Source organism: Bradyrhizobium sp. T-12 (genome assembly GCF_058314695.1).
This window is the reverse complement of sequence record NZ_CM177756.1, coordinates 934831-956039: the sequence shown is the minus strand read 5'-3', so window position 1 is coordinate 956039 and position 21209 is coordinate 934831. Positions and strand designations below refer to the sequence as shown.

19 protein-coding genes and 1 riboswitch are annotated in these 21209 nt (G+C 66.1%); of the genes, 8 read left to right on the top strand and 11 right to left on the bottom strand.

All coding sequences use genetic code 11. The features are described from left to right. Window positions 1-243: 243 nt before the first annotated feature. Window positions 244-2883 carry an ATP-dependent chaperone ClpB gene (gene clpB / locus AC0WRY_RS04580; protein WP_194405869.1) on the bottom strand — a complete coding sequence of 880 codons (2640 nt, stop codon included), beginning with the start codon at window positions 2881-2883 and terminating at the stop codon, window positions 244-246. Window positions 2884-3122: 239 nt separating this feature from the next. Between clpB and AC0WRY_RS04575 the strand changes: the two genes are divergently transcribed. After that, entirely contained in the window at window positions 3123-3926 is an 804-nt protein-coding gene (locus AC0WRY_RS04575) for an MOSC domain-containing protein (protein ID WP_194405868.1), read from the top strand. A gap of 137 nt (window positions 3927-4063) precedes the next feature. Here AC0WRY_RS04575 and AC0WRY_RS04570 read toward each other — a convergent pair whose 3' ends face one another. Next, window positions 4064-4816 carry a TIGR02594 family protein gene (locus AC0WRY_RS04570; RefSeq protein ID WP_194405867.1) on the bottom strand — a complete coding sequence of 251 codons (753 nt, stop codon included), beginning with the start codon at window positions 4814-4816 and terminating at the stop codon, window positions 4064-4066. 216 nt (window positions 4817-5032) lie between these two features. Here AC0WRY_RS04570 and AC0WRY_RS04565 point away from each other — a divergent pair, with 216 nt between their 5' ends. Beyond that, the gene (locus AC0WRY_RS04565) at window positions 5033-5896 is read left to right on the top strand and encodes an alpha/beta fold hydrolase (protein WP_194405866.1); all 864 of its coding nucleotides are present in this window, start codon (window positions 5033-5035) and stop codon (window positions 5894-5896) included. Between the two features lie 135 nt (window positions 5897-6031). Here AC0WRY_RS04565 and metW read toward each other — a convergent pair whose 3' ends face one another. Together metW and metX are read right to left on the bottom strand one after the other, a co-directional pair. Beyond that, the gene (gene metW / locus AC0WRY_RS04560; protein ID WP_194405865.1) at window positions 6032-6694 is read right to left on the bottom strand and encodes a methionine biosynthesis protein MetW; all 663 of its coding nucleotides are present in this window, start codon (window positions 6692-6694) and stop codon (window positions 6032-6034) included. A gap of 1 nt (window position 6695) precedes the next feature. Beyond that, window positions 6696-7892: a homoserine O-acetyltransferase MetX gene (metX, locus tag AC0WRY_RS04555; RefSeq protein ID WP_194405864.1), complete on the bottom strand. Its 1197-nt coding sequence runs from the start codon at window positions 7890-7892 to the stop codon at window positions 6696-6698. A 90-nt stretch (window positions 7893-7982) separates the two neighbouring features. Further along, window positions 7983-8062: riboswitch (SAM riboswitch) on the bottom strand. Between the two features lie 156 nt (window positions 8063-8218). Here metX and AC0WRY_RS04550 point away from each other — a divergent pair. The 3 genes from AC0WRY_RS04550 to AC0WRY_RS04540 are packed head-to-tail and all read left to right on the top strand — an operon-like array spanning window position 8219 to window position 11135. After that, window positions 8219-9067, top strand: coding sequence for a chorismate mutase (locus tag AC0WRY_RS04550; RefSeq protein WP_194405863.1), 849 nt, complete (start codon window positions 8219-8221; stop codon window positions 9065-9067). Window positions 9068-9102: 35 nt separating this feature from the next. Beyond that, window positions 9103-10200 (top strand): histidinol-phosphate transaminase, encoded by a 1098-nt coding sequence (gene hisC / locus AC0WRY_RS04545; RefSeq protein ID WP_194405862.1) that lies wholly within the window; start codon window positions 9103-9105, stop codon window positions 10198-10200. After that, window positions 10197-11135 (top strand): prephenate/arogenate dehydrogenase family protein, encoded by a 939-nt coding sequence (locus AC0WRY_RS04540; RefSeq protein WP_285810190.1) that lies wholly within the window; start codon window positions 10197-10199, stop codon window positions 11133-11135. Before hisC ends, AC0WRY_RS04540 begins: the two co-directional genes overlap by 4 nt. 71 nt (window positions 11136-11206) lie before the next feature. On the opposite strand, the gene AC0WRY_RS04535 is transcribed toward AC0WRY_RS04540, so the two are convergent. Continuing rightward, on the bottom strand, window positions 11207-12391 hold the full coding sequence (locus AC0WRY_RS04535) for a DUF2125 domain-containing protein (RefSeq protein ID WP_491122724.1): 1185 nt from the start codon (window positions 12389-12391) through the stop codon (window positions 11207-11209). Window positions 12392-12501: 110 nt separating this feature from the next. On the opposite strand from AC0WRY_RS04535, the gene AC0WRY_RS04530 reads away from it, so the two are divergent. Continuing rightward, window positions 12502-13113: a gamma-glutamylcyclotransferase gene (locus AC0WRY_RS04530; RefSeq protein WP_491122723.1), complete on the top strand. Its 612-nt coding sequence runs from the start codon at window positions 12502-12504 to the stop codon at window positions 13111-13113. Here AC0WRY_RS04530 and AC0WRY_RS04525 read toward each other — a convergent pair. The 4 genes from AC0WRY_RS04525 to ftsE all read right to left on the bottom strand — a co-directional run bounded on the left by AC0WRY_RS04525 (window position 13110) and on the right by ftsE (window position 16473). Next, window positions 13110-13883, bottom strand: a complete 774-nt coding sequence (locus tag AC0WRY_RS04525; protein WP_194405858.1) for a lysophospholipid acyltransferase family protein — start codon at window positions 13881-13883, stop codon at window positions 13110-13112. The two genes, AC0WRY_RS04530 and AC0WRY_RS04525, sit on opposite strands and share 4 nt — an antisense overlap. Before the next feature lie 34 nt (window positions 13884-13917). Next, a complete protein-coding gene (locus AC0WRY_RS04520) occupies window positions 13918-14622 on the bottom strand; it encodes a YdcF family protein (RefSeq protein ID WP_194405857.1) in 705 nt (234 codons plus the stop codon). A 230-nt stretch (window positions 14623-14852) separates the two neighbouring features. Beyond that, entirely contained in the window at window positions 14853-15821 is a 969-nt protein-coding gene (locus AC0WRY_RS04515; protein ID WP_194405856.1) for a cell division protein FtsX, read from the bottom strand. Then, window positions 15814-16473 (bottom strand): cell division ATP-binding protein FtsE, encoded by a 660-nt coding sequence (gene ftsE / locus AC0WRY_RS04510; protein WP_018646542.1) that lies wholly within the window; start codon window positions 16471-16473, stop codon window positions 15814-15816. The genes AC0WRY_RS04515 and ftsE overlap by 8 nt, the downstream gene beginning before the upstream one ends. A 203-nt stretch (window positions 16474-16676) precedes the next feature. On the opposite strand from ftsE, the gene AC0WRY_RS04505 reads away from it, so the two are divergent. Both AC0WRY_RS04505 and AC0WRY_RS04500 read left to right on the top strand, forming a co-directional pair. Next, window positions 16677-17555, top strand: coding sequence for an MJ0042-type zinc finger domain-containing protein (locus AC0WRY_RS04505; protein WP_491123543.1), 879 nt, complete (start codon window positions 16677-16679; stop codon window positions 17553-17555). 49 nt (window positions 17556-17604) lie between these two features. After that, on the top strand, window positions 17605-17979 hold the full coding sequence (locus tag AC0WRY_RS04500) for a response regulator (RefSeq protein WP_194405855.1): 375 nt from the start codon (window positions 17605-17607) through the stop codon (window positions 17977-17979). Window positions 17980-18109: 130 nt separating this feature from the next. Here AC0WRY_RS04500 and AC0WRY_RS04495 read toward each other — a convergent pair whose 3' ends face one another. Both AC0WRY_RS04495 and AC0WRY_RS04490 read right to left on the bottom strand, forming a co-directional pair. Beyond that, complete coding sequence (locus AC0WRY_RS04495; protein WP_491122722.1) at window positions 18110-19252, bottom strand: DUF4175 family protein; 1143 nt, start codon at window positions 19250-19252, stop codon at window positions 18110-18112. Further along, window positions 19240-21177 carry a TIGR02302 family protein gene (locus AC0WRY_RS04490; RefSeq protein WP_491122721.1) on the bottom strand — a complete coding sequence of 646 codons (1938 nt, stop codon included), beginning with the start codon at window positions 21175-21177 and terminating at the stop codon, window positions 19240-19242. Before AC0WRY_RS04490 ends, AC0WRY_RS04495 begins: the two co-directional genes overlap by 13 nt. Window positions 21178-21209: the final 32 nt, after the last annotated feature.

Sequence of the window (21209 nt, the reverse complement as noted above, 5' to 3'; positions counted from 1 at the left end):
CAAGGCCCAGCAACCGCAGGTCCGCGAAGGTGCCTCGGGCCAGCGGAGGCGTATCGTGTCCACGGGTAAACCAGCTACCGACGTGTGGCGCGAGGTCAACGTCAACACCCCATGCGGGCGACAGCACGCGCTGTGCGGGCTCCGGCGCGTGCAGTGAGCCTGCGAACGGCCCTGCAAAAAACCGCCCCCGAGAGGCTGACCTCTCCGGGGCGGTTTGTCGTTTCAGGCTTCGAACACCCGCATTCAGTTCAACTTGCGTTTCGCCACTGGCGCCTCGAACTGCGCAATCTCGGCTGTCTGCGGTGCCTTGCCGTTGAAGGTCAGCACGTTGCCTTCGGAGGAGATCGCAACGGCATCGCCGTCCCTGACGTCGCCGGCCAGGATCATCTCGGCGAGCGGGTCCTGGAGGTGACGCTGGATCACGCGCTTCAGCGGCCTTGCGCCGTAGGCGGGATCCCAGCCCTTGGCGGCGAGCCAGTCGCGGCCGGCAGCGTCGAGGGTCAGCACGATCTTGCGATCGGTCAGGAGCTTCTGCAGCCGCGCGAACTGGATCTCGACGATCCGGCCCATCTCGCTGCGCTGCAGGCGATGGAACAGGATGATCTCGTCGACGCGGTTGAGGAATTCGGGGCGGAAATGCCCGCGCACCATTCCCATCACCTGCTCGCGCACGGCCGAGGTGTCCTCACCCTCCGGCTGGTTCACCAGGAATTCCGAACCGAGGTTCGAGGTCATGATGATCAGCGTGTTGCGGAAGTCGACGGTGCGGCCCTGGCCGTCGGTCAGGCGGCCGTCGTCGAGCACCTGCAACAGGACGTTGAAGACGTCAGGATGCGCCTTCTCGATCTCGTCGAACAGCACGACCTGGTAAGGCCGGCGCCGCACCGCCTCGGTGAGCGCGCCGCCCTCGTCATAGCCGACATAGCCCGGAGGTGCGCCGATCAGCCGCGAGACCGAGTGCTTCTCCATGTATTCGGACATGTCGAGGCGAACCATCGCGGTCTCGTCGTTGAACAGGTACTCCGCCAAAGCTTTGGTCAGCTCGGTCTTGCCGACGCCGGTGGGGCCTAAGAACATGAACGAGCCGGTGGGACGATTCGGGTCCTGCAGGCCGGCGCGCGAACGGCGCACGGCGGTTGCGACCGCACGCACGGCCTCGGCCTGGCCGACGACGCGTTGTCCCAGTTGCTCCTCCATCTTCAGGAGCTTCTCCTTCTCGCCTTCCAGCATCTTGTCGACGGGCACGCCGGTCCAGCGCGAGACCACCTGCGCGATGTGGTTGGCGGTGACCGCCTCCTCCATCATCTCGCCTGAGTTCTCTTTCGCCTCGATATCGGCCAGCTGCTTCTCGAGCTGCGGGATCCGGCCATAGGCGAGCTCGCCGGCCTTCTGAAATTCGCCGCGCCGCTGCGCATTGGCGAGCTCCACCCGCAAACCGTCGAGCTCCGCCTTCAGCTTCTGGGCATCGGAGAGCTTGTTCTTCTCCGCGCTCCAGCGCGCCGTCAGCGCCGCCGACTTCTCCTCGAGCTCGGCAAGGTCCTTCTCCAACGTCTGGAGCCGTGACTTGGAGCCGAGATCGCTCTCCTTCTTCAACGCCTCCTGCTCGATCTTGAGCCGGATGATCTCGCGGTCGAGCGAATCCAGCTCTTCCGGCTTGGAATCGACCTGCATCTTCAGCCGGGCCGCAGCCTCGTCCATCAGGTCGATCGCCTTGTCGGGCAGGAAGCGGTCGGTGATGTAGCGGTTAGACAGCGTCGTCGCCGCCACGAGCGCGGAATCGGTGATCCGCACGCCGTGGTGCTGCTCGTACTTGTCCTTGAGGCCACGCAGGATCGAGATGGTGTCCTCGACCGACGGCTCGCTGACGAAAATCGGCTGGAAGCGCCGCGCCAGCGCGGCGTCCTTCTCGACGTGCTTCTGGTATTCGTCGAGCGTGGTCGCGCCGATGCAGTGCAGCTCGCCGCGGGCGAGCGCCGGCTTGAGCAGGTTGGAGGCGTCCATCGCGCCGTCGCCCTTGCCCGCGCCGATCAGCGTGTGCATCTCGTCGATGAACAGGATGAAGTTGCCCTCGCTGCCGGTGACCTCCTGGAGCACGGCCTTCAGCCGTTCCTCGAACTCGCCGCGATACTTCGCGCCGGCGATCAGCGAGCCGAGATCGAGCGACAGCAGCTTCTTGTCCTTCAGGCTCTCCGGCACGTCGCCATTGACGATGCGCAGCGCAAGGCCTTCCGCGATGGCCGTCTTGCCGACGCCGGGCTCGCCGATCAGGACGGGATTGTTCTTGGTCCGGCGCGAGAGCACTTGAATCGTGCGACGGATCTCCTCGTCACGGCCGATGACCGGATCGAGCTTGCCGTCGCGCGCCGCCTGGGTCAGGTCGCGGGCATATTTCTTCAGGGCATCATAGGCGTTCTCGGCAGTCGCCGAGTCCGCGGTGCGGCCCTTGCGCAGCGCCTCGATCGCGGCGTTGAGGTTTTGCGGGGTGACGCCGCCCTTGTTCAGGATCGTGCCGGCCTCGCTGGTCTTCTCCAGCGTGAGCCCGAGCAGCAGCCGCTCGACGGTGACGAAGCTGTCGCCGGCCTTCTCGCCGGCCTTCTCAGCCGCGTCGAAGGTGCGAGCGAGCTCGGGCGCCAGATAGATCTGGCCGGCGCCGCCGCCGGAGACCTTCGGCACCTTGCCGAGGGCCTCCTCGGTCGCCTTGAGAATTGCACGGGAATTGCCGCCGGCGCGGTCGATCAGGCCGGAAGCCAGCCCTTCATTGTCGTCCAAGAGGACCTTCAGCACATGCAGGGTGGAGAACTGCTGGTGCCCCTCGCGCATCGCGAGCGACTGCGCGGACTGGATGAAGCCCCTGGAGCGTTCGGTATATTTCTCAATATTCATCTTTTCTGTCCCTCGGCCTGCCCTCGGGGCCCTCTAAGGCACCCCAAACGGCATCTTCATTGGGTTTCCGATTACCGCATTGACGTTTCTCAACCGGTAACGGTCGTCATTGACCGCCGTTGCCGCCGGCCTGAGGCAGATGTGGGAAGCAGGTTGCGGGTGCGAAAGAGGCGCCTTCACAATTTCGTGCGCTGGAGCGGCGGCTTGGCGGGGACAGGGCGAATCCCTTAAGTAACGGCATGACCCCTGTCGCAAAGTCAGCCAGCCAGACCGCCGAGATCACCGGCCTCTACCGCTACCCCATCAAGGGCCTTACGCCGGAGCCCCTGCGCCGCGCCCCCTTGCGGACAGGCCAGACCCTGCCCGCCGACCGGCGCTACGCCATCGAGAACGGCCCGAGCGGCTTTAATCCCGAGCAGCCCGAGTGGAAGCCGAAGATCCAGTTCCTGATGCTCGCGCGCAATGAGCGGCTGGCGCAGCTCGACAGCCGCTTCGACGACGCCACCAATGTGCTGACGATCCGCAAGGACGGCCAGATCGTCGCCAGCGGGGACCTCGAGACGGCCGCCGGGCGTGCCGCGATCGAGCGCTATTTCGCGGAGAATTTTCAGCCGGAGCTGAAGGGCCCGCCGAAGCTGCTGTCCGGCCGGGACCACAGCTTCTCCGACGTCGCCCGCAAGGTGGTCTCCATCATCAATCTCGGCAGCGTCCGCGCCATCGAGACCATGCTGGGCGGTACCGCCGTGCATCCCTTGCGCTTCCGCGCCAATCTCTACGTCAAGGGCTGGCCGGCTTGGTCGGAGCTCGACCTCGTCGGCCAGACGCTTGCGATCGGGCAGGCGCGGCTGAAGGTGGTCAAGCGCATCGTCCGCTGCCCCGCCACCAATGTGGATCCAGTGACGGCCAAGCGCGATCTCGAGATCCCGCCCACGCTCTCGCGCCATCTCGGCCACATGGACTGCGGCATCTACGCCGAGGTGGTCGAAGGCGGGGAGATCGGTATCGGCGACGCGGTCGCGGTGGAAGAGCCGAAGCTGCTGTGAGCTAACGCCGCGGCCGTAGGGTGGATTAGCTGAGCGGCTGCGCGAAGTGCAGTCGCTCAGCGTAATCCACCATGCTTCGTCGATCACCGAACGAAGTTGGTGGATTACGCTTCGCTAAGCCACCCTACGACACCTTCTCAATTCGGCATCACATACGCATAGATCTTGCCGCGCGAGACCGGTGCCTCGCGGACGCGGTTGCCGTTGTTGCCGGAGATCATGATCGGATTGCCCTGCGCGTCGACGCCGGTGATGATGCCGACATGGCCGCCACGGCCGCCGCGCGACATCACCGCGATGGCGCCGACCTGCGGACCGGAGACGCGCGTGCCATAGCGGGCGAACGAGCTCGCCATGTCGGAGCCTGAGCCCTTATGGCCGGTATGCTCCAGCACCATATTCATGAAGCGCGCGCACCACAGCCTGCCGCGCCCGGTCGGATTGCCGCCGATGTAGCGCCGCGCCTCGGAGACGAGGCCCGATCCGCCACCAAAGCCACCGCTGCTCGTGGCGTCATTCGCCATGCCGCCGTTCGCGCTCATCGCCGCGCGACGGCTTGCGCGCGTGATCATTCGACCGCCGCCGGTGATGATCGTTCCTCCATTGCCGCTCATGGCAACGCCGGGGCTGTTGGTGTTCGGATCATAGCTGGCAAAAGTGCCACCGAACCCGCTCGCCTGCAACTGCGCCGCGCTGCGCTCGAAGCGCGAGCTGCGGGCATGGTGGCGGTAATGATGATGTCTGGCGTGGTGCACGTAAGCGTGCCGCTCTGCGCTATGACGATGATGCGGCCGCGCTGAAGCCGGAGAAGCGAATGCGGCAAATGCCGCGGAGAAGATCGCCAGCGCGACAACACAACGCGACAGGCGAGACGCAAGCAACTCAAACATTCTTCATCCTTCGTTGACACCCCACTTCCCATCGGCCTGTGCAAGAGCCGACATCCGTCTGGCCGTTAAGCCGCCGGATGTGGCGAGAAAAAGACGCCAATAGCCTGCGAATAGCTGCGATGATTTTGCGCTGGCACTGGCCCAATGCTGCCGCATTGCGGACAACAGCATTAACTGCGATCCTGCAAAGGCGGCTTGAAGAGAGGGAAACGGTTAATGCCCCACGCCACGACCAGGGACGACGTCCGCATCTATTTCGAAGAGGCGGGTCTGGGAGCGCCGATCATTTTTCTGCACGAGTTCGCGGCCGACTACACCAATTGGGAGCCGCAGATGCGTTACTTCTCGCGCAGCCACCGCTGCATCACCTATTCGGCACGCGGCTACACGCCGTCGGACGTGCCCGAGGGCGAGGTCTACAGCTACACGCATTTTTACAGCGACGCGCTCGCCGTGCTCGATCATCTCAAGATCGATCGCGCGCATCTCGTCGGCCTGTCGATGGGCGCCTACTCGTCACTCCAGATCGGATTGAACGCGCCACAGCGCGCGCTCTCGATGACGCTGGCCGGCGTCGGCTCGGGTTCGGAGCTCGAGAATTTGGAGGTTTGGCGCAAGCAGTGCCGCGCCAATGCCGAGCAGTTCGAGACGCTGGGATCGGTGGAAGTGGCAAAAGTCACGCGCGAGGCGCCGAGCCGGATTCCCTTCCTGGTGAAGGATCCGCGCGGCCACGCCGATTTCTACGCCGCGCTGGCACGGCACGACGCCAAAGGCTCGGCGCGCACGATGCGCGGCTTCCAGGGCGGCCGCCCCTCGATCTTTACGATGACGGACGCGATCCGCGCCGCAGCGACGCCGGCACTGATCATCTGCGGTGATGAGGACGATCCCTGCGTCGGCGCGAGCCTGTTCCTGAAGAAGCACCTTCCCGCGGCGGGACTCGCGATGTTTCCGAAGTCCGGCCACGTGCTCAATCTCGAAGAGCCCGCGCTGTTCAACGAAACGGTGGCACGGTTCGTGACGCTGGTGGAAGCGGGACGCTGGCCAGTACGCGACCCGAGGTCGCTGGCCCCACACTAGCTGTCGTTCCGGGATGCGCCGGAGGCGCAGGCCCGGACTCCATCGGGCAGCGGGCAGTGTTGCACGATGGAATCTCGAATGCGCAATTGCGCATCCTGGCTCGCGCTTCGCGCGCCCCGGAATGACGGAGAGAGACTACTTCCCCCCGCCGCGGCTCAGCAGAAACACGCCCTGCTCGCCGAACATGTTCCACACCCACCAGGGCAGGTTCAAGGGCACCGGACGGCCGTAGAGATCGAGCGCCACCGAACGCTCCATCTTGACGTTGATCTCGTCGCAGAGCTCGACGAAATCCTTGATGGTGCAGAAATGGATGTTGGCGGTGTCGTACCAGGTCGCCGGCAAATTCTCGGTGCGCGGCATGTGGCCGCCGATCAGGAGCTGGAGCCGCATCTTCCAGAAGCCGAAATTCGGGAACGACACGATAGCGCGGCGGCCGATGCGCAGCAGATTCTCCAGCACCACCCGCGGCTGCCGCGTCGCCTGCAGCGTCTGCGACAGGATCACGTAGTCGAAGGCGTCATCGGGATAATTGACGAGATCGGTGTCGGCATCGCCCTGCACCACCGCAAGGCCCTTGGCGACGCAGCGGTTGACGCCCTCGCGCGACAGCTCGATGCCGCGGCCGTCGATGCCGCGGGTCTCCAGGAGCTGAAGCAGGTCGCCCTCGCCGCAACCGACGTCGAGCACCTTCGAGCCTGGCTTGACCATTTCGGCGACCAGCCGATGATCGGCGCGAAAATCACCGGACCGTCCGGTCGCAACGCCGCCCAGCGGCAATACGTCCTGCGCAGACATGCTAGCTATCCTTCAGCCCGCGGGCCTTGCCTGCCGATTGCAGGAAGGCGCGGGAGATGTCGAAGAATTCGGGAACGTCGAGCAAGAAGGCGTCATGGCCGCGATCGGTCTCGATCTCGGCGAACGACACCCGCGCGCTCGACGCGTTCAGCGCATGCACCAGCGCGCGCGATTCCGAGGTCGGAAACAGCCAGTCGCTGGTGAAGGAGACGACGCAGAAGCGGGTCTTGATATCCGCGAACGCCTTTGCGAGCACGCCGCCATGGTCGGCGGCGATGTCGAAATAGTCCATCGCGCGGGTCAGATAGAGATAGGCATTGGCATCGAAGCGTTCGACGAAAGAAGAGCCCTGGTAGCGCAGGTAGGACTCGACCTGGAAGTCGGCGTCGAACGAGAAGGTCGGCAGCTCGCGGTCCTGCATGCGCCGGCCGAACTTGCGATGCAGCGCCGCGTCCGAGAGATAGGTGATATGCGCCGCCATGCGCGCCACCGCGAGCCCGCGATGCGGATGGATGCCGTGATCGGCATAGCCGCCGCCGTGCCAATCGGGATCGGCCATCACGGCCTGGCGGCCGAGCTCGTGGAAGGCGATGTTCTGCGCCGAGTGCCGCGTCGCGCACGCGATCGCCAGCGCGGAGAACACGCGGGCGGGATAGGCCGCGGTCCATTGCAGCACCTGCATGCCGCCCATCGAGCCGCCGACCACCGCAAACAGCGTGTCGATGCCGAGCCGGTCGATCAGCATCGCCTGCGCGCGCACCATGTCCGGAATCGTGATGACGGGAAACTCGAGACCCCAGACCTTGCCGGTGGCGGGATTGATCGACGCCGGCCCGGTCGAGCCCATGCAGCCGCCGATCACGTTGGAGCAGATGATGAAGTAGTGCTTGGGATCGATCGGGCGGCCGGGGCCGACCAGCGTCTCCCACCAACCGGGCTTGCCGGTGACGGGATGCACATTGGCGACATGCTGATCGCCGGTCAGCGCATGGCAGATCAGAATTGCGTTGGAGCGATCGGCGTTGAGCTCGCCATAGGTCTGATAAGCGATCTGGAACGGGGAGAGATCGACGCCGCAATCGAGCCGCAGCGGCTGCTCGCTGCCGAAATGCGCGACCTGCGAGCTCGGATGATCCACCTCGTGCGATCGCTCGTCGGCGCTGATCGCAGGACTCGGTATCGACTTGACGCCACCCATCTGACCATCGACCTCGTTCGCGATCAAACCTTGATCGCCACTTGCATCAGGCCATGAAAAACCCGGCCTGAACGATAGGTTCGGCCGGGATCGGAAGCGTCCCCGGCCTGTTTAGCGAGTTTTTTAACGTGGCTGCAAGCCGGCCGGCTCAAATGACCACGGAACGGATGAAAACTACCGTCTTGGGCGGTTTTCGTCAAGTCGCGGCCCGGATCGGTTCAATTCGCCTCTGTCGCGCGGGACGAAAAGGACGTCATTTCTCTTTGCTTTCGCCGCTCCGACTGCCTAATCAGGGCATTCCCCATCGGAACGATCGACAGCCAGACATGTCCCAACGTCCGCCCGCGCCACCATCGCTGCAGGAACTGCGCAAGGAGATCGACGCGATCGACGAGGGCATGCACCGCCTGTTGATGCAGCGCGGCGACATCATCGACCGCCTGATCCAGGTCAAGCAGACCCAGGAGGTCGGCTCGGCGTTCCGCCCGGCGCGCGAGGCATCCATGATGCGCGAGCTCGTGCAGCGCCATCGCGGCATCCTGCCGCTCGACACGGTCGAGAGCATCTGGCGCGTCATCATCTCGACCTTCACCTATGTGCAGGCGCCGTTCTCCGTGCATGCCGACATCTCGGCCAGCGAGGCGGCGATGCGCGATTCCGTGCGCTTCAATTTCGGCTTCACGGTGCCTTACGTCGCCCATTTCAGCGCGCAGGCCGCGGTCGAGGCGGTGGCGAAATCCAAGGGCGATTTGGCAATGGTCTCGGCAACCTCGAGCCGCACGCCGTGGTGGCTGGAGCTGGAAGCGGACGGCGCGCCGAAGATCATCGCGCGGATGCCCTTCATCGAGCGTGCCGACCATCCGGCCGCCCTGCCGGTGTTCGCGATCTCGCGCGTCGCCGACAGCGCCCTGGTGACCGAGGTCGAGACCTTCAGTGTCCGCGTGTCCGGCTGGAACGCGGAGGTCGCGCGCGCGCTGTCGCCGCTCGCCGAGATCGTGGCGGTGCCCGACACCGCCTTCGACGGCGCAGCGCTCCTGGTCTCGGTCACGAGCGCGACCAGCATCGACAAAATCAGGGCTGCCCTGATCGAGGCGGGGGCCTCGGTGCGCTCTGTGGCCCTCGTCGGCAGCCACGCAACGCGCTATACGGTGCCCCCGACCGGGGCGAAATCGTAAACCGCGCGCCCGCCCCGCCATTTTCGGAGTTCAAGATGTCCCGCCCCGTGCCGAATCCCGGCATTCTCGATATTGCGCCCTACACGCCCGGCAAGAGCCCGGTCGCCGAGCCGGGCCGCAAGGTGTTCAAGCTCTCCGCCAACGAAACACCGTTCGGGCCCTCGCCCAAGGCGATCGAAGCCTTCAGGCGCGTCGCGGATCACCTGGAAGACTATCCGGAAGGAACCTCGCGCGTGCTGCGCGAGGCGATCGGCCGCTCGTTCGGGCTCGATCCCAACCGGATCATCTGCGGCGCCGGCTCGGACGAGATCCTCAATCTGCTGGCCCACACCTATCTCAGCCACGGCGACGAGGCGATCTCGACCACCCACGGCTTCCTGGTCTACCCGATCGCGACCATGGCGGTCGGCGCCAAGAACGTCGTCGCGCAGGAGACCAACCTCACCTGTGACGTCGACGCCATCCTCAAGGCGGTGACGCCCCGCACGAAACTGGTCTGGCTCGCCAACCCCAACAATCCGACCGGCACCTATGTGCCGTTCGACGAGGTCAAGCGGCTGCGCGCCGGCCTGCCCTCGCACGTGCTGCTGGTGCTGGATGCCGCCTATTGCGACTACGTGTCTCGCAACGACTATGAAATGGGGATCGAGCTGGTCGCCACCACCGAGAACACGGTGGTGACGCACACCTTCTCCAAGATCCACGGCCTCGCCGCGCTGCGCATCGGCTGGATGTTCGGCCCCGAGCACATCATCGACGCCGTCAACCGCATCCGCGGGCCCTTCAACGTGTCGACGCCGGCGATGTATGCCGCGGTCGCCGCGATCGAGGACACCGCGCACCAGGCGATGTCGAAGCAGTTCACCGAGACCTGGCGCAATTGGCTGACCGAGGAGATCGGCAAGCTCGGGCTGAAGGTGACGCCGAGCGTCGCCAATTTCGTGCTGATCCACTTCCCAACCGAGAAGGGCAGGACAGCTGACGACGCCGACGCCTTCCTCACCAAGCGCGGCCTCGTGCTGCGCGCGTTGAAGAACTACGGCCTGCCGCATTCGCTGCGCATGACCATCGGCACCGAGGAGGCCAATCGCCTCGTGGTCGACGCCTTGCGCGACTTCATGGCCGGCAAATGAGCGAGCAGACGCACTTCCAGCGCGTCGCGCTGATCGGCTTCGGCCTGATCGGCGGCTCGATCGCGCGCGCTGCGAAGCTTCAGGGGCTGGCGGGCGAGATCGTCACCACCGCGCGCTCCGAGAAGACCCGCGCGCGGGTGATGGAGCTCGGCATCGTCGATCAGGTCGTGGCGACCAATGCGGAAGCCGTGAAGGATGCCGATCTCGTCATCCTCTGCATTCCCGTCGGCGCCTGCGGGCCGGTGGCGCAGGAGATTGCCGCGCATCTGAAGCCCGGCGCGATCGTGTCCGACGTCGGCTCGGTGAAGGGCGCGATCGTCAGGGACATGGCGCCGCATCTGCCGAAGACCGTTCATTTCGTGCCGGCGCACCCCGTTGCGGGCACCGAGCATTCCGGCCCGGATTCAGGTTTCCCCGAGCTCTTCATCAACCGCTGGTGCATTCTCACGCCGCCCGAAGGCGTCGATGCCGCAGCCACCGATCGCCTGCGCGCGTTCTGGGCGGCGATGGGCGCCAAGGTCGAGGTCATGACGCCGGATCACCACGATCTCGTGCTCGCCATCACCAGCCATCTGCCGCATCTGATCGCCTACACCATCGTCGGCACCGCCGACGAGCTGGCGCAGGTGACAGAGTCAGAGGTGATCAAGTTCTCCGCCGGCGGCTTCCGCGATTTCACCCGCATCGCGGCCTCCGACCCGACGATGTGGCGCGACGTCTTCCTCGCCAACAAGGAGGCCGTGCTGGAGATGCTCGGCACCTTCACCGAGGATCTCGCCAAGCTCACGCGCGCGATCCGCCGCGGCGACGGCGAGGCGCTGTTCGACCATTTCACCCGCACGCGCGCCATCCGCCGCGGCATCGTCGAGATCGGCCAGGATTCGGCGGCGCCCGACTTCGGCCGGCAGCACGGACAGCTCGGCAAGAAGCCGTAGCGACGTCTCCTCGTCTTCCGTCATTCCGGGGCAACGCGCAGCGTCGAACCCGGAATGACGCGACGAACCAATCAATACAACGGCGGGATCTGGCCGACCTTGACCGGGCCGAGCAGCACGGCGCCGTCGACGAACTTCAGCGGGAAGCTGCGCGCCTTCTTGCCTTCCAGCGTGCTCTCGGTGCCGATCGAGTTGATGCCGGCGGCAACGCCGGCATTGGCGTTCTGCTTGATGACCTTGCCGAGACCGGGCACGGCACGATCAAGCGCACCGAACAGATTGTTGAGGTCCTGCGACTTCACGCCGGGCGCCACGCGGTCGAGCGTTGCCTGCGGCACGCCCTCCTCCAGCATCTTCTCGATGCCGAGCGCCGGGATCACGCGCTCGAGGCCCGTCACGGTCATCTGCAATTCACCGTCGAGCCGGCCGTTGGCGGAGAGGCCGAGCGTGCCGGCCGCGATCGCGATCATCTCACCCTGCTGGACCCGCGACTGCACGATCTCGATATGACCGCCGGCGGCCTGGATCTCGCGGAAGCGCTGCGGCCAAGGCTTTGGCGTGAGGTCGGAGAGGCCGGTGACCTTGGCGCGGGTGTCGGCCTCGAACGGCTCGGCAAGCAGGGGATGAACGCCCTGGATGCTGCCCTGCGCGACGTGGAGCACGGTCTCGATCACGGGATGATCGGCCGGCGAGCGGTCTGCGAGGCGGCCGTGCAGCTCGATCTGCTTGGCGCGCGCCAGCGGCACCTGCACGCTGCCGTCGAGGCGGTTGAGCGAGGGATCGTCGAACACGAGGGAGGCGCGGTCCGGCACCGCCGGAAGGCCGACCACGCTGCTGCGGCCCTTGCTCCAGTTCACCACGAAGGTGTTCTGCGTGACGCTGTCGGTCAGCGTCGCGGGTGCGGAGAATTCGGCGATGACGAGCTTGGGATCGTACACCTGGGCGACGACCAGGATGTTGTCCAGCTTGGCCGTGAATGGCGTCTTGCTCGCATTCTGCGAGACCAGGGCGACGCTGGCGCCGGAGCACTGGACCTCGAAGCGGAACGGGAAGCCGGCGATCGAGCGCTTGGCGCAATCATAGATGCGGCCGGACTTGGCCTCTTGCGCCCGCCAGGCGTCTGCGGCCACTTCGGCCTGTGAGGCCGCATAGAACCAGAAGCAGCTCCATGCGACGGCAAGGATCAGGACGATAACGGGTGCGATGAAAAGGCCCCAGCGGGAGCGGCGGCCGGCGGCAACGGTCATATTGGACATGCGGCGACCCTTTGATCCCAGATTTTGGCAAATGTAAGCGAGGCAGGCCTGCGACGAAAGGCGGAGAATTTGCTTCGCTTGGGGCCTTCGTTCTGGTAGCCGTGCGCGAAATGTCCGAAATCACCCTCCCCTCCGTCACGACAGCCACCGGCGACCTCTGGGTGTTCGGCTACGGTTCGCTGATGTGGCGGCCGGGCTTCGACTTCGAGGAGCGCGTTCCGGCGCGGCTGGTCGGCGAGCACCGCGCGCTCTGCGTCTATTCCTTCGTGCATCGCGGCACGCCGGAGAAGCCGGGCCTGGTGCTCGGGCTCGACCGTGGCGGCGCATGCCGCGGCATTGCCTTCCGCGTGGCCGAGAAGAACCGTGCCGAGGTCGTCGCGTACTTGCGCGCGCGCGAGCAGGTCACCTCGGTCTATCGCGAGGTGATGCGCTCGGTCTGGCTGGAGAACGACGCGCGCCAGCGCGTCTCCGCGCTCGCTTACGTCGTCGATCGCGGCCACGTGCAATATGCCGGCCGGCTGTCGCTCGCCGAGCAGCACCGCCATGTCATCCAGGGCCACGGCCAGTCCGGCGCCAACCGCGACTATGTCACCGCAACGGTGAAGGCGATCGAGGCCGAAGGCTTTCGCGACGCGCAGCTGCATCAGCTTGCATTGATGCTGCATGGTGATGCGTATTCCCTGCACACGCCTGTACCAGGGCAAGACCGCGAGAGTCGCTAGCGCTCCGCCGGAGTATAGCTCGGCGCCGAGCCGATCAACTGCTCCTGCTCCTTGCGGCCGGCCTCGACGAGGCGGCCGGTTGCTTCTTCGATGGCGGTTTGCACGCGGGAGAGAAATTCGTCCTTCGGCAGGCCCGGCGGCAACGGATCGAGGAACTCCACCACCAGCGTGCCGGGATAGCGCATGAAGGTGCGGCGGGGCCAGAACAGGCCGGAGTTGAGCGCGACCGGCAGGCACGGCACGCCGCAGGACGAATAGATCTGCGCAAAGCCGGTCTTGTAGTCGGGCTCAGCGCCGGGCGCGCGGCGCGTACCTTCCGGAAAGATGACGAGTTGCCGGCCGCTGCGCACTGCCTCGCGCGCGCGTCGCGTCATGTCGAGCAGCGCCTTCACGCCGGCATTGCGATCGATCGCGATCATCCCGGTCTTGACCAGGAACTGACCGAACACCGGGATCTGCATCAACTGACGCTTGAGGATGAAGATCGGCCGATTGAAGAAGCCCGGCAGCACGAACGTCTCCCAGAACGACTGGTGCTTCGCCACGATCACCAGCGGTCCCTGCGGAATCTTCTCCGTGCCCCGGAATTCCACCTTGATGTTGCAGATCACGCGCATCAGGACCAGCGTCGCCTTGGCCCACCATTCGGCGACCGTCAGCATCGCGCGCGGCGGCAATGCGAAGGTCGGCAGCGCCACGATCGCGAGGCACACCAGCACGGCGTAGAACAGCACGTTGAACACGAGCGAGCGCAGGAAAATCAGGAACATCGACGATCCGATTATTTGCCGGTCAATTGGCGTGTCAGTTCGCCTGGGCGGTGGCGGGCCGCTTGAGCTGGTGACCTGCAGGCTGCTCCGACATCTCGGGCGAAAGGTCAATCCCGAAATCCTCCAGCCGCACCCTGATCTCGGCCGCGATGTACTTGACATATTCCGACAGCAGCAGCCGCAAGGTGGAGGCCGAGGTCCACCACGGCTCCTCGCGCCATTTGTCGCCGACTACCGCGAACGGGATCAGCGTCGTTTGCGGCATCGCATGCGAGAATTCCACCAGCGCGCGCGGCATGTGATAGTTCGACGTGACCACGATCAGCGACTTGAAGCGGCGTCCCTCGGCCCAGCGCCGCGCCTCCGCCGCATTGCCGCGGGTCGAGAGCGCGGTGCGGTCGAGATCGACGCAACAGGTCATGAAGGACTGGTTCTCCGGCAACGTCCTGGAGATGTCGCTCGCCGTCGAGGTCGGATGCACGCCGGAGATCAAGAGCCGCCTGCCGTAGCCGGCAGCGAGCAGCTCCATCGCGTCCGAGACCCGCGAGGAGCCGCCGGTCAGGACCACGATGCCGTCGGCCTTGCGACCCGGCGCGACCTCGGCGCCGCGCAATTGCGATAGGAACGCGATGAACCCCGCCGCAGCGCCGACGAAGGCGAGCGCAATCGTCGACACCAATGCCGCGCGCAGCCAGCCGCGCGGCAGTTTCGGCGATCGATCGTCGGTCGGCGAGGCCATGTGATGTCGTTGATCCCTTCCCTGAAGTGATTTTAGGACGTTTTGAGGCGAAGTGGAGTCTCGTTTCTGCACCCTCTCCCCTTGTGGGAGAGGGTGGCTCGACGCGAAGCGGCGAGACGCGTGAGGGGTCTCTCTCCGCGAATTCGCACAGTTCTTTTGCGCCGAGATATACCCCTCATCCGGCGCTTCGCGCCACCTTCTCCCACAAGGGGAGAAGGGAAGAAATGATCTCAATCCACGTCATTCAGCGTCGCAAACAGCGTCTGGCGCGAGGCCACTGCGGTGATCGCGCCGATCAGCACGGCCTGGACCGCCAGTACGATGTAGCCGGACGGCCGCAGCGAAAAGGTGCCGAGCAGCGCGGCGAACTGGTCGCCGACGGGCGTACCGGAAAACCAGCCGGCGATCGACTCGGAGAACCCGAACACCAGCATGGCAGCGCCGCCGCCGATCACGCCGCCCTCGAGGCCCAGGCGGAGGAAATGGCGCAGGAAGTGATTGGCGATGTAGCGGTCGCCGGCGCCGACGAAATGCAGCACCTCGACGATCGGGCGGTTCGCCGCCATGGCGCCGCGGGTGGCGAACGAGACGGAGATGATGGTGGCGACGATGACGAGCGCGAGGATGCCGAGGCCGGCGAGCACGGTGGCGTTGGTCATCGAGCGCATCCGCTCGATCCAGGCGCGATGATCGTCGACGCTGGCGCCCGGCGCCACCTGGGTCACCCGCGCGCGCAAGGCGCCGAGATCGAGCGGCGTGCCGGGCTGCACGCGCGCGATAATCATGCGCGGCACCGGCAGGTCGTCCATCGCCAGCCCGGTGCCGAGCCAGGGCTCGAGCAGCTTGCCGCTCTCCTCCTTGCTGAACGGCTTGACCTCGACGATTCCGGCTTGCGCGCGCATCGCCTCCGTCACCGCGGCGGTGTCGCGATCGAGATCGCGCCCCGTTTGCGGACGAACCTGGATGGTGATCTCGCTCGCGACGTCGGACTGCCATTCCGCGGCGGAAGCACTCACCAGCAGCACGGTGCCCGTGGTCATCGACGCGAGGAAAGTCATGATGGCGACGACGGCGACCAGCGCCCGGCCCTGGATCGAGGCGCGCGGCACGATCGGTGACATGTTGCGCGCCTTGGCCGGCAGCTGCGGACGCTCCTGTCCGAGGTCGACCAGCACGCCGCGCTCGTCTGTCCTACTCATAGACGTGCAACCGTCCCTGGTGCAGCACCAGCCGCCGGGCCTCATACTGGTCCATCAGGCCGATATCGTGGGTCGCGATGATGACGGCGGTGCCCGATTTGTTGAGTTCGATGAACAGCCGCAGCAGGCGGCGTCCGAGCGTCGGATCGACGCTGCCGGTCGGCTCGTCCGCAAGCAGCAGCTGCGGCCGCGAGATCACGGCGCGCGCGATCGCCGCGCGCTGCTTCTCGCCCCCCGACAGGATCGGCGGCAGCGCGTCCATGCGGTCGCCAAGCCCGACCCAGCGCAACAGATCGATCACCTCCTTGCGGTAGCTCGACTCGCTGCGGCCCATGACGCGGAACGGCAGCGCGACGTTCTCATACGTCGTCATGTGATCGAGCAGGCGGAAATCCTGGAGCACGATGCCGATGCGCTTGCGCAGATCGGCGATCTCGTCCTTGCCGAGCTGCGAGATGTCGTGGCCGAACAGATTGACGAGGCCCCGCGTCGGCCGATGCGACAGGAACAACAGGCGCAGCAATGAGGTCTTGCCGGCGCCCGACGGGCCGGTGAGGAACTGGAACGAATGCGCCGGAATCTGGAAGCTGAGGTCGCGCAGGATCTCCGGCCCCAGACCGTAACGCAATCCGACATTTTCGAACCGAACCAAGCTCAGCTCCGTTCGAGAGGGGGCGCGGGACACATGGCCGCGCTCCGCCATGCGCGATCCACGGGTTTTGCCGCCGTTATGGTTTCCGGTTCGTTAACGGTCGCCCTGTAGCATATTGGTCGCATCCTGGCCGCCCGGTTCTTCCCGAAAGGGTTATGGTCAGGACCTCGTTCAAGTCCTGGTTCATGCATCAAGGCTCGTCCATGCATATCGTCTGCCCCCATTGTATGACATCCTACGCCATCAAGCTTGCGAGCCTTGGGGCGAACGGGCGGGCGGTCCGCTGTTCCCGCTGCAAGGAGACCTGGATCGCCCATGCCGAGGATGCCATCGAGGAGGCGTCCGTTCCGGCCATGGCTGCAGCCAGCCAGGCCGACGACCAATCCGACCTCGCCGAGCAGTGGAACTCCTACGCCAAGGACGACAGCGCCACTGACACGCCCGTTGTCGACAGCCCGTCGATCGCCAGCGACTGGCCCGAGGAAGAGGCCAAGGAAACCGAGGACGAGTGGTCAGCGGCGGCCCGGGAGGTCGAGGAGGAGGTCGCTGGCGTGCAGCACCAATCCTGGTTCCGCGGCCTGTTCAGCCGTCGCGGGGCGCGGGTCAGCCGTCCCGCCGCCACCGCCGCTCCGCGAAAATCCTATTTTGGGCTGCCGACCGCCTGCGCCGCCATGGGCGCGCTGGTGCTGGCGCTGGTGATCTGGCGCGGCGACATGGTGCGCCTGCTGCCGCAGACGGCAGCGTTCTACAAGATGGTCGGGCTCGAGGTGAACCTGCGGGGCCTCGCCTTCAAGGACGTGAAGCTGTCGAGCGAGACCGTGGACGGTAAACAGGTGTTGGTCATCGAGGGCGTGATCGTCGGCGAGGGCAAGAAGGCGCTCGACATCCCGCGGCTGCGCTTTGCCGTGCGCGACGCGCAAGGCGCGGAGATCTACGCCTGGAATACGGTGCTAGAGCAGACCGTGCTGCGGCCCGGCGAGCGCGCCTTCTTCCGCTCGCGTCTCGCCTCGCCGCCGCCGGAGGGCCGCAATATCGACGTGCGCTTCTTCAACCGGCGCGACATTGCCGGCGGCAGCGTGTAATCAGCTTGTAGGGTCCCGCACGGGAAGGTTTGTCCCAGAGGTTGATCTGATGCCGAAAATCCTGATCGCCGACGACGAGGATTCGATGCGCACGCTCGTGGCGCGCGCCATCGCCATGGACGGCCACGAGACCGTCACCGCGCAAGACGGCGCCGAGGCGCTGGAGATCCTGAGCCGCGAGGACGGCGCCTTCGACCTGCTGCTCACCGACATCCAGATGCCCGTCATGGACGGCATCGCACTGGCACTCTCCGCCGCGCGCGATTTCCCTGATCTGACTATCCTCTTGATGACCGGCTTTGCCGACCAGCGCGAGCGCGCATCGAACCTCAATGCGCTGGTGCACGACGTCGTGACAAAACCATTCTCGGTCGCGGATATCCGCACCGCGGTGGCGGACGCGCTGGCGGCAAAGAAGGGGTAGCCATGGATTCCGCTGTCATGCCCCGGCTTGACCGGGGCATCCAGTACGTCGCGGCCCCTCGGATGATCCACTAGCTTCCCGGAATACTGGATCGCCCGGTCAAGGCCGGGCGACGACACCGAGTGTGTCGTCAAAAATCCTTCAGCAGCCGCTCGATGTAATCGAGCTCGATCTGCGGGCGCGAACTGTCCCCCAAGCGGCGGCGGAGCTCTTCGAGGATGCGACGGACACGCTGGGCGTCGATCTCACCGGGAATCTTGACGGTGTAGTCGTCGCTGAGATCGCGGCCGTGCAGCGGGCGTCCCAGCGGATCGGTCTGATTGCCGCCGCTCTGCTGACGGCCGGCCCGATTGCCGGGACCATCGTTCTGCCCGTCGCCATCGCCCTGCTGCATCGCTTCGGCCATCTTCTGCGCGCCCTTGCGCATGGCGTCGAGCGCCTTGCCCTGCGAATCCACGGCGCCGTCGGCATTGCCCTCGCCGAGCTTCGAGCCGGCATCACCCATGGCGCCGTCCGCGGTGTCGAGGCTGCCATCATCGCCGTCGTCGCCGTCCTGATCGCCGTTCTGGCCCTGGTCCCCCTGCTGGCCTTTCTGTCCCTGCTGTCCCTTCTGACCCTTTTGTCCCTTCTGCGCGAGACCGCGCTTGGCAAGCTCGTCCTGCAGCTTCTTCAGGCGGTCGCGCAGCGACTGCTGATCCTGCTGCAGATCCGACATCGACTGGTCGCCCTGCTGCTTGCCGCGCGAGCGGTCACGCCGGGAATCCTGGCCCTGCTTGAACGTCTTGTCGCGCAATTGCTGCTGCTTGCGGATCATGTCGCTGAGCTCGTTGAGCGCCTGCTCCATCTCGCTTTCGCCGGATTGCCCGGGCTGCGCCATCTGGAGGTTTTCCATGATCTGCGCGAGCTGCTCGAGCAGGCGCTGGGCGGCCTCTTTATTGCCTTCGCGCGCCGCCTTCTCGATCTGCCGCAACAGGTCGTCCAGATCGCGCTGCGTGATGACGTTGCGGTCACGGCTGGAGGATTGGCTCCGTTCCGTCGCCCGCTTGTACTCCTCGAGCTTCTGGATCGCGTCGGACTGGTTGCCCAGGCTCTTGCCGGATTCCTTCTGCCTGAGGCTGTCGCCGGACTCCTGCATCGCCTTTTCGGCGCTGTCGAGCAGCGCGTCGGGATCCTGATCCAGCTGGGCCGCAACCGGGGTAACGCTTCCCAACAGGAAAGCGAGGCAGGCGATCGGCATCGCCTTCAAGACTGGCACGCGCGCTAGCTTCCGCATTTCCGGTCCCGCGTAAACTGGTTGGCCTTGTCGTCCCCCGCCTTGTTGGCACGGTTGTTCGCCGACTTCCGATAGGCCTGAAGCTGCTCGCGCAACGCGTCCTGCTGCTGCGCCAGCTCGGCGAGCTGCTCGGGCGTCGCATGCTGGGTCTTCTGTCGCAGCTCGATCGCCTTGTCGAGAATGAGCTGGACCTCCGCCGGGAACGGCTGCCGGGCACCGAGCGGATTCTGTTCGGCGCGGCGGGCGAGATCGCGCACCTTGCCGGCCATGGCCTCGCGGAGTTTCTGCGTCAACACTCTCAGCTCGTCCTCGCTGGCGCCGCGGTCGAGCGCCGCCTTGAGCGCGTCCTGCGCCGAGCGCAACGCGGCGTTGACGCTGCCGGCGACACCATCATCCTCGATGGTGGTCGCGAAGGCCCACATGCTCGCCACAACATTGCGCAGCGCATCGTCGGTGCGGGCTGCCTCGAGCTGGCTCGCGAGGCTGCGGAGGCCGAGATAGCAGCCGGCGTCCGGCGTGAACAATTCGGGTGCGATCATCAGCGCATCGAGCGCGGTGTAGACGTCCGAATTCCTGTTGGCGTCGAGCGCGAGGATGCGGCGCTGCTCGATCAGCGCGCGCGCCAGCGAGTTGGTGAAGAGACGCTCCGGCAGGCGCATGTTGAAGGGCTCGCTTCGCGCCTCGTTGCCGGCTTCGTCCTTGGCGGTGAGCGTCAGCGTGACATCGGCACCGGCATAGGGATCCTCGCTGAGGTCCTTCACGGTCTGGCCGACGCCGTTGCGGGTGCGCGCGTTCGGCAGCACGAGCGGGAATTGCGGCGGCTGGAACAGCGGCCGCGGCGCGGCCTTCCCGTCGGAATCCTTGGCTCCGTCTTTGGCGTCGGCGGGGCGCAAGGCGATGTGCGCGTCCGCGCCGGTGACGCCGTAATCATCCTCGATCTTGTAGGAGAGCTGGAGCCCGCCGCGCGCCTGGCGTTCGGGATCCTTGGCAAGCGCGATCGTCGGCGCATGGTCCGGCGTTGCGGCAAACGCCCATTGCGGCTGGCCGGAGGGCGCGCGGACATGCGCGGTGCCGTCGGTGGTGATGGTGAAATGCTTCTCGTTGGTGCCCTTGGGTGCGGCTTCCGTGGCGGCGACCTCCTTGAGGCCGCCGGAGACGACGACATCCAGGCTGCCGCCGGAGGAGCGCACGATCAGGGTGGAGCCGGCGGGAACGGCAAGCGGGCCGGACGCGGGCAGCGCCGCGGCCTCCTTGTTGGCGGCCGACAGGATGACCGGCGGCTTGCCGGTATAGAGCGGCGGCGTCACCCAGGCGTCGACGCGAACATTCGCGGGCGCCAGCACGCCGTTCCAGTCGAAGGCGGCGCCGAGCCGCATCGCCCGCTCGTCGCCGGCGGCGAAGAAGGTTGCAACCAGCATCACCATGATCAGCGCGCGCAGCGCCCAGGGATCGTGGAGCGCAAGCCGCGGATGCGGCAGACCGGCGCGGATGCGCTTGAGCGAGGCCAGCGTGCGTTCGCGCTGCGCCTGCCACAGTGCCTGCGCGACCGGATCCTGCGAGGACAGCGTGTCCGTCAGCGTCGTGGCCGGGCGGTGACGGATGCCGGAGCCACGATCGAGCCGGCCAAGTGCCTCCTCGCGGCTCGGCCAGCGGAAGCGAATCAGGGGCAACAGGGCCGCAATGGCGATGCCGGCGAAAACGACGAGACCGATGGCACGGGCCATGAAAGGCAGCGCCAGCCAAAGGCCGGCCCAGGACACCGCCAGGAACAGGCCGACGACGGTCAGAAGCCGCGCCAGATGTGGCCAGGCACGCTCCCATGCGATGGCATAGAGGGCCCGATCCAGGGCCTGCGCCAGCTTCAACCGCGACAGAGCGTCACTGTTGCGGATCGGGTCTGACGGGTCGGGGGTGACGCCGTTCAATCAACTCTCCAGGTTGCCCGGTGGAGCGAAGC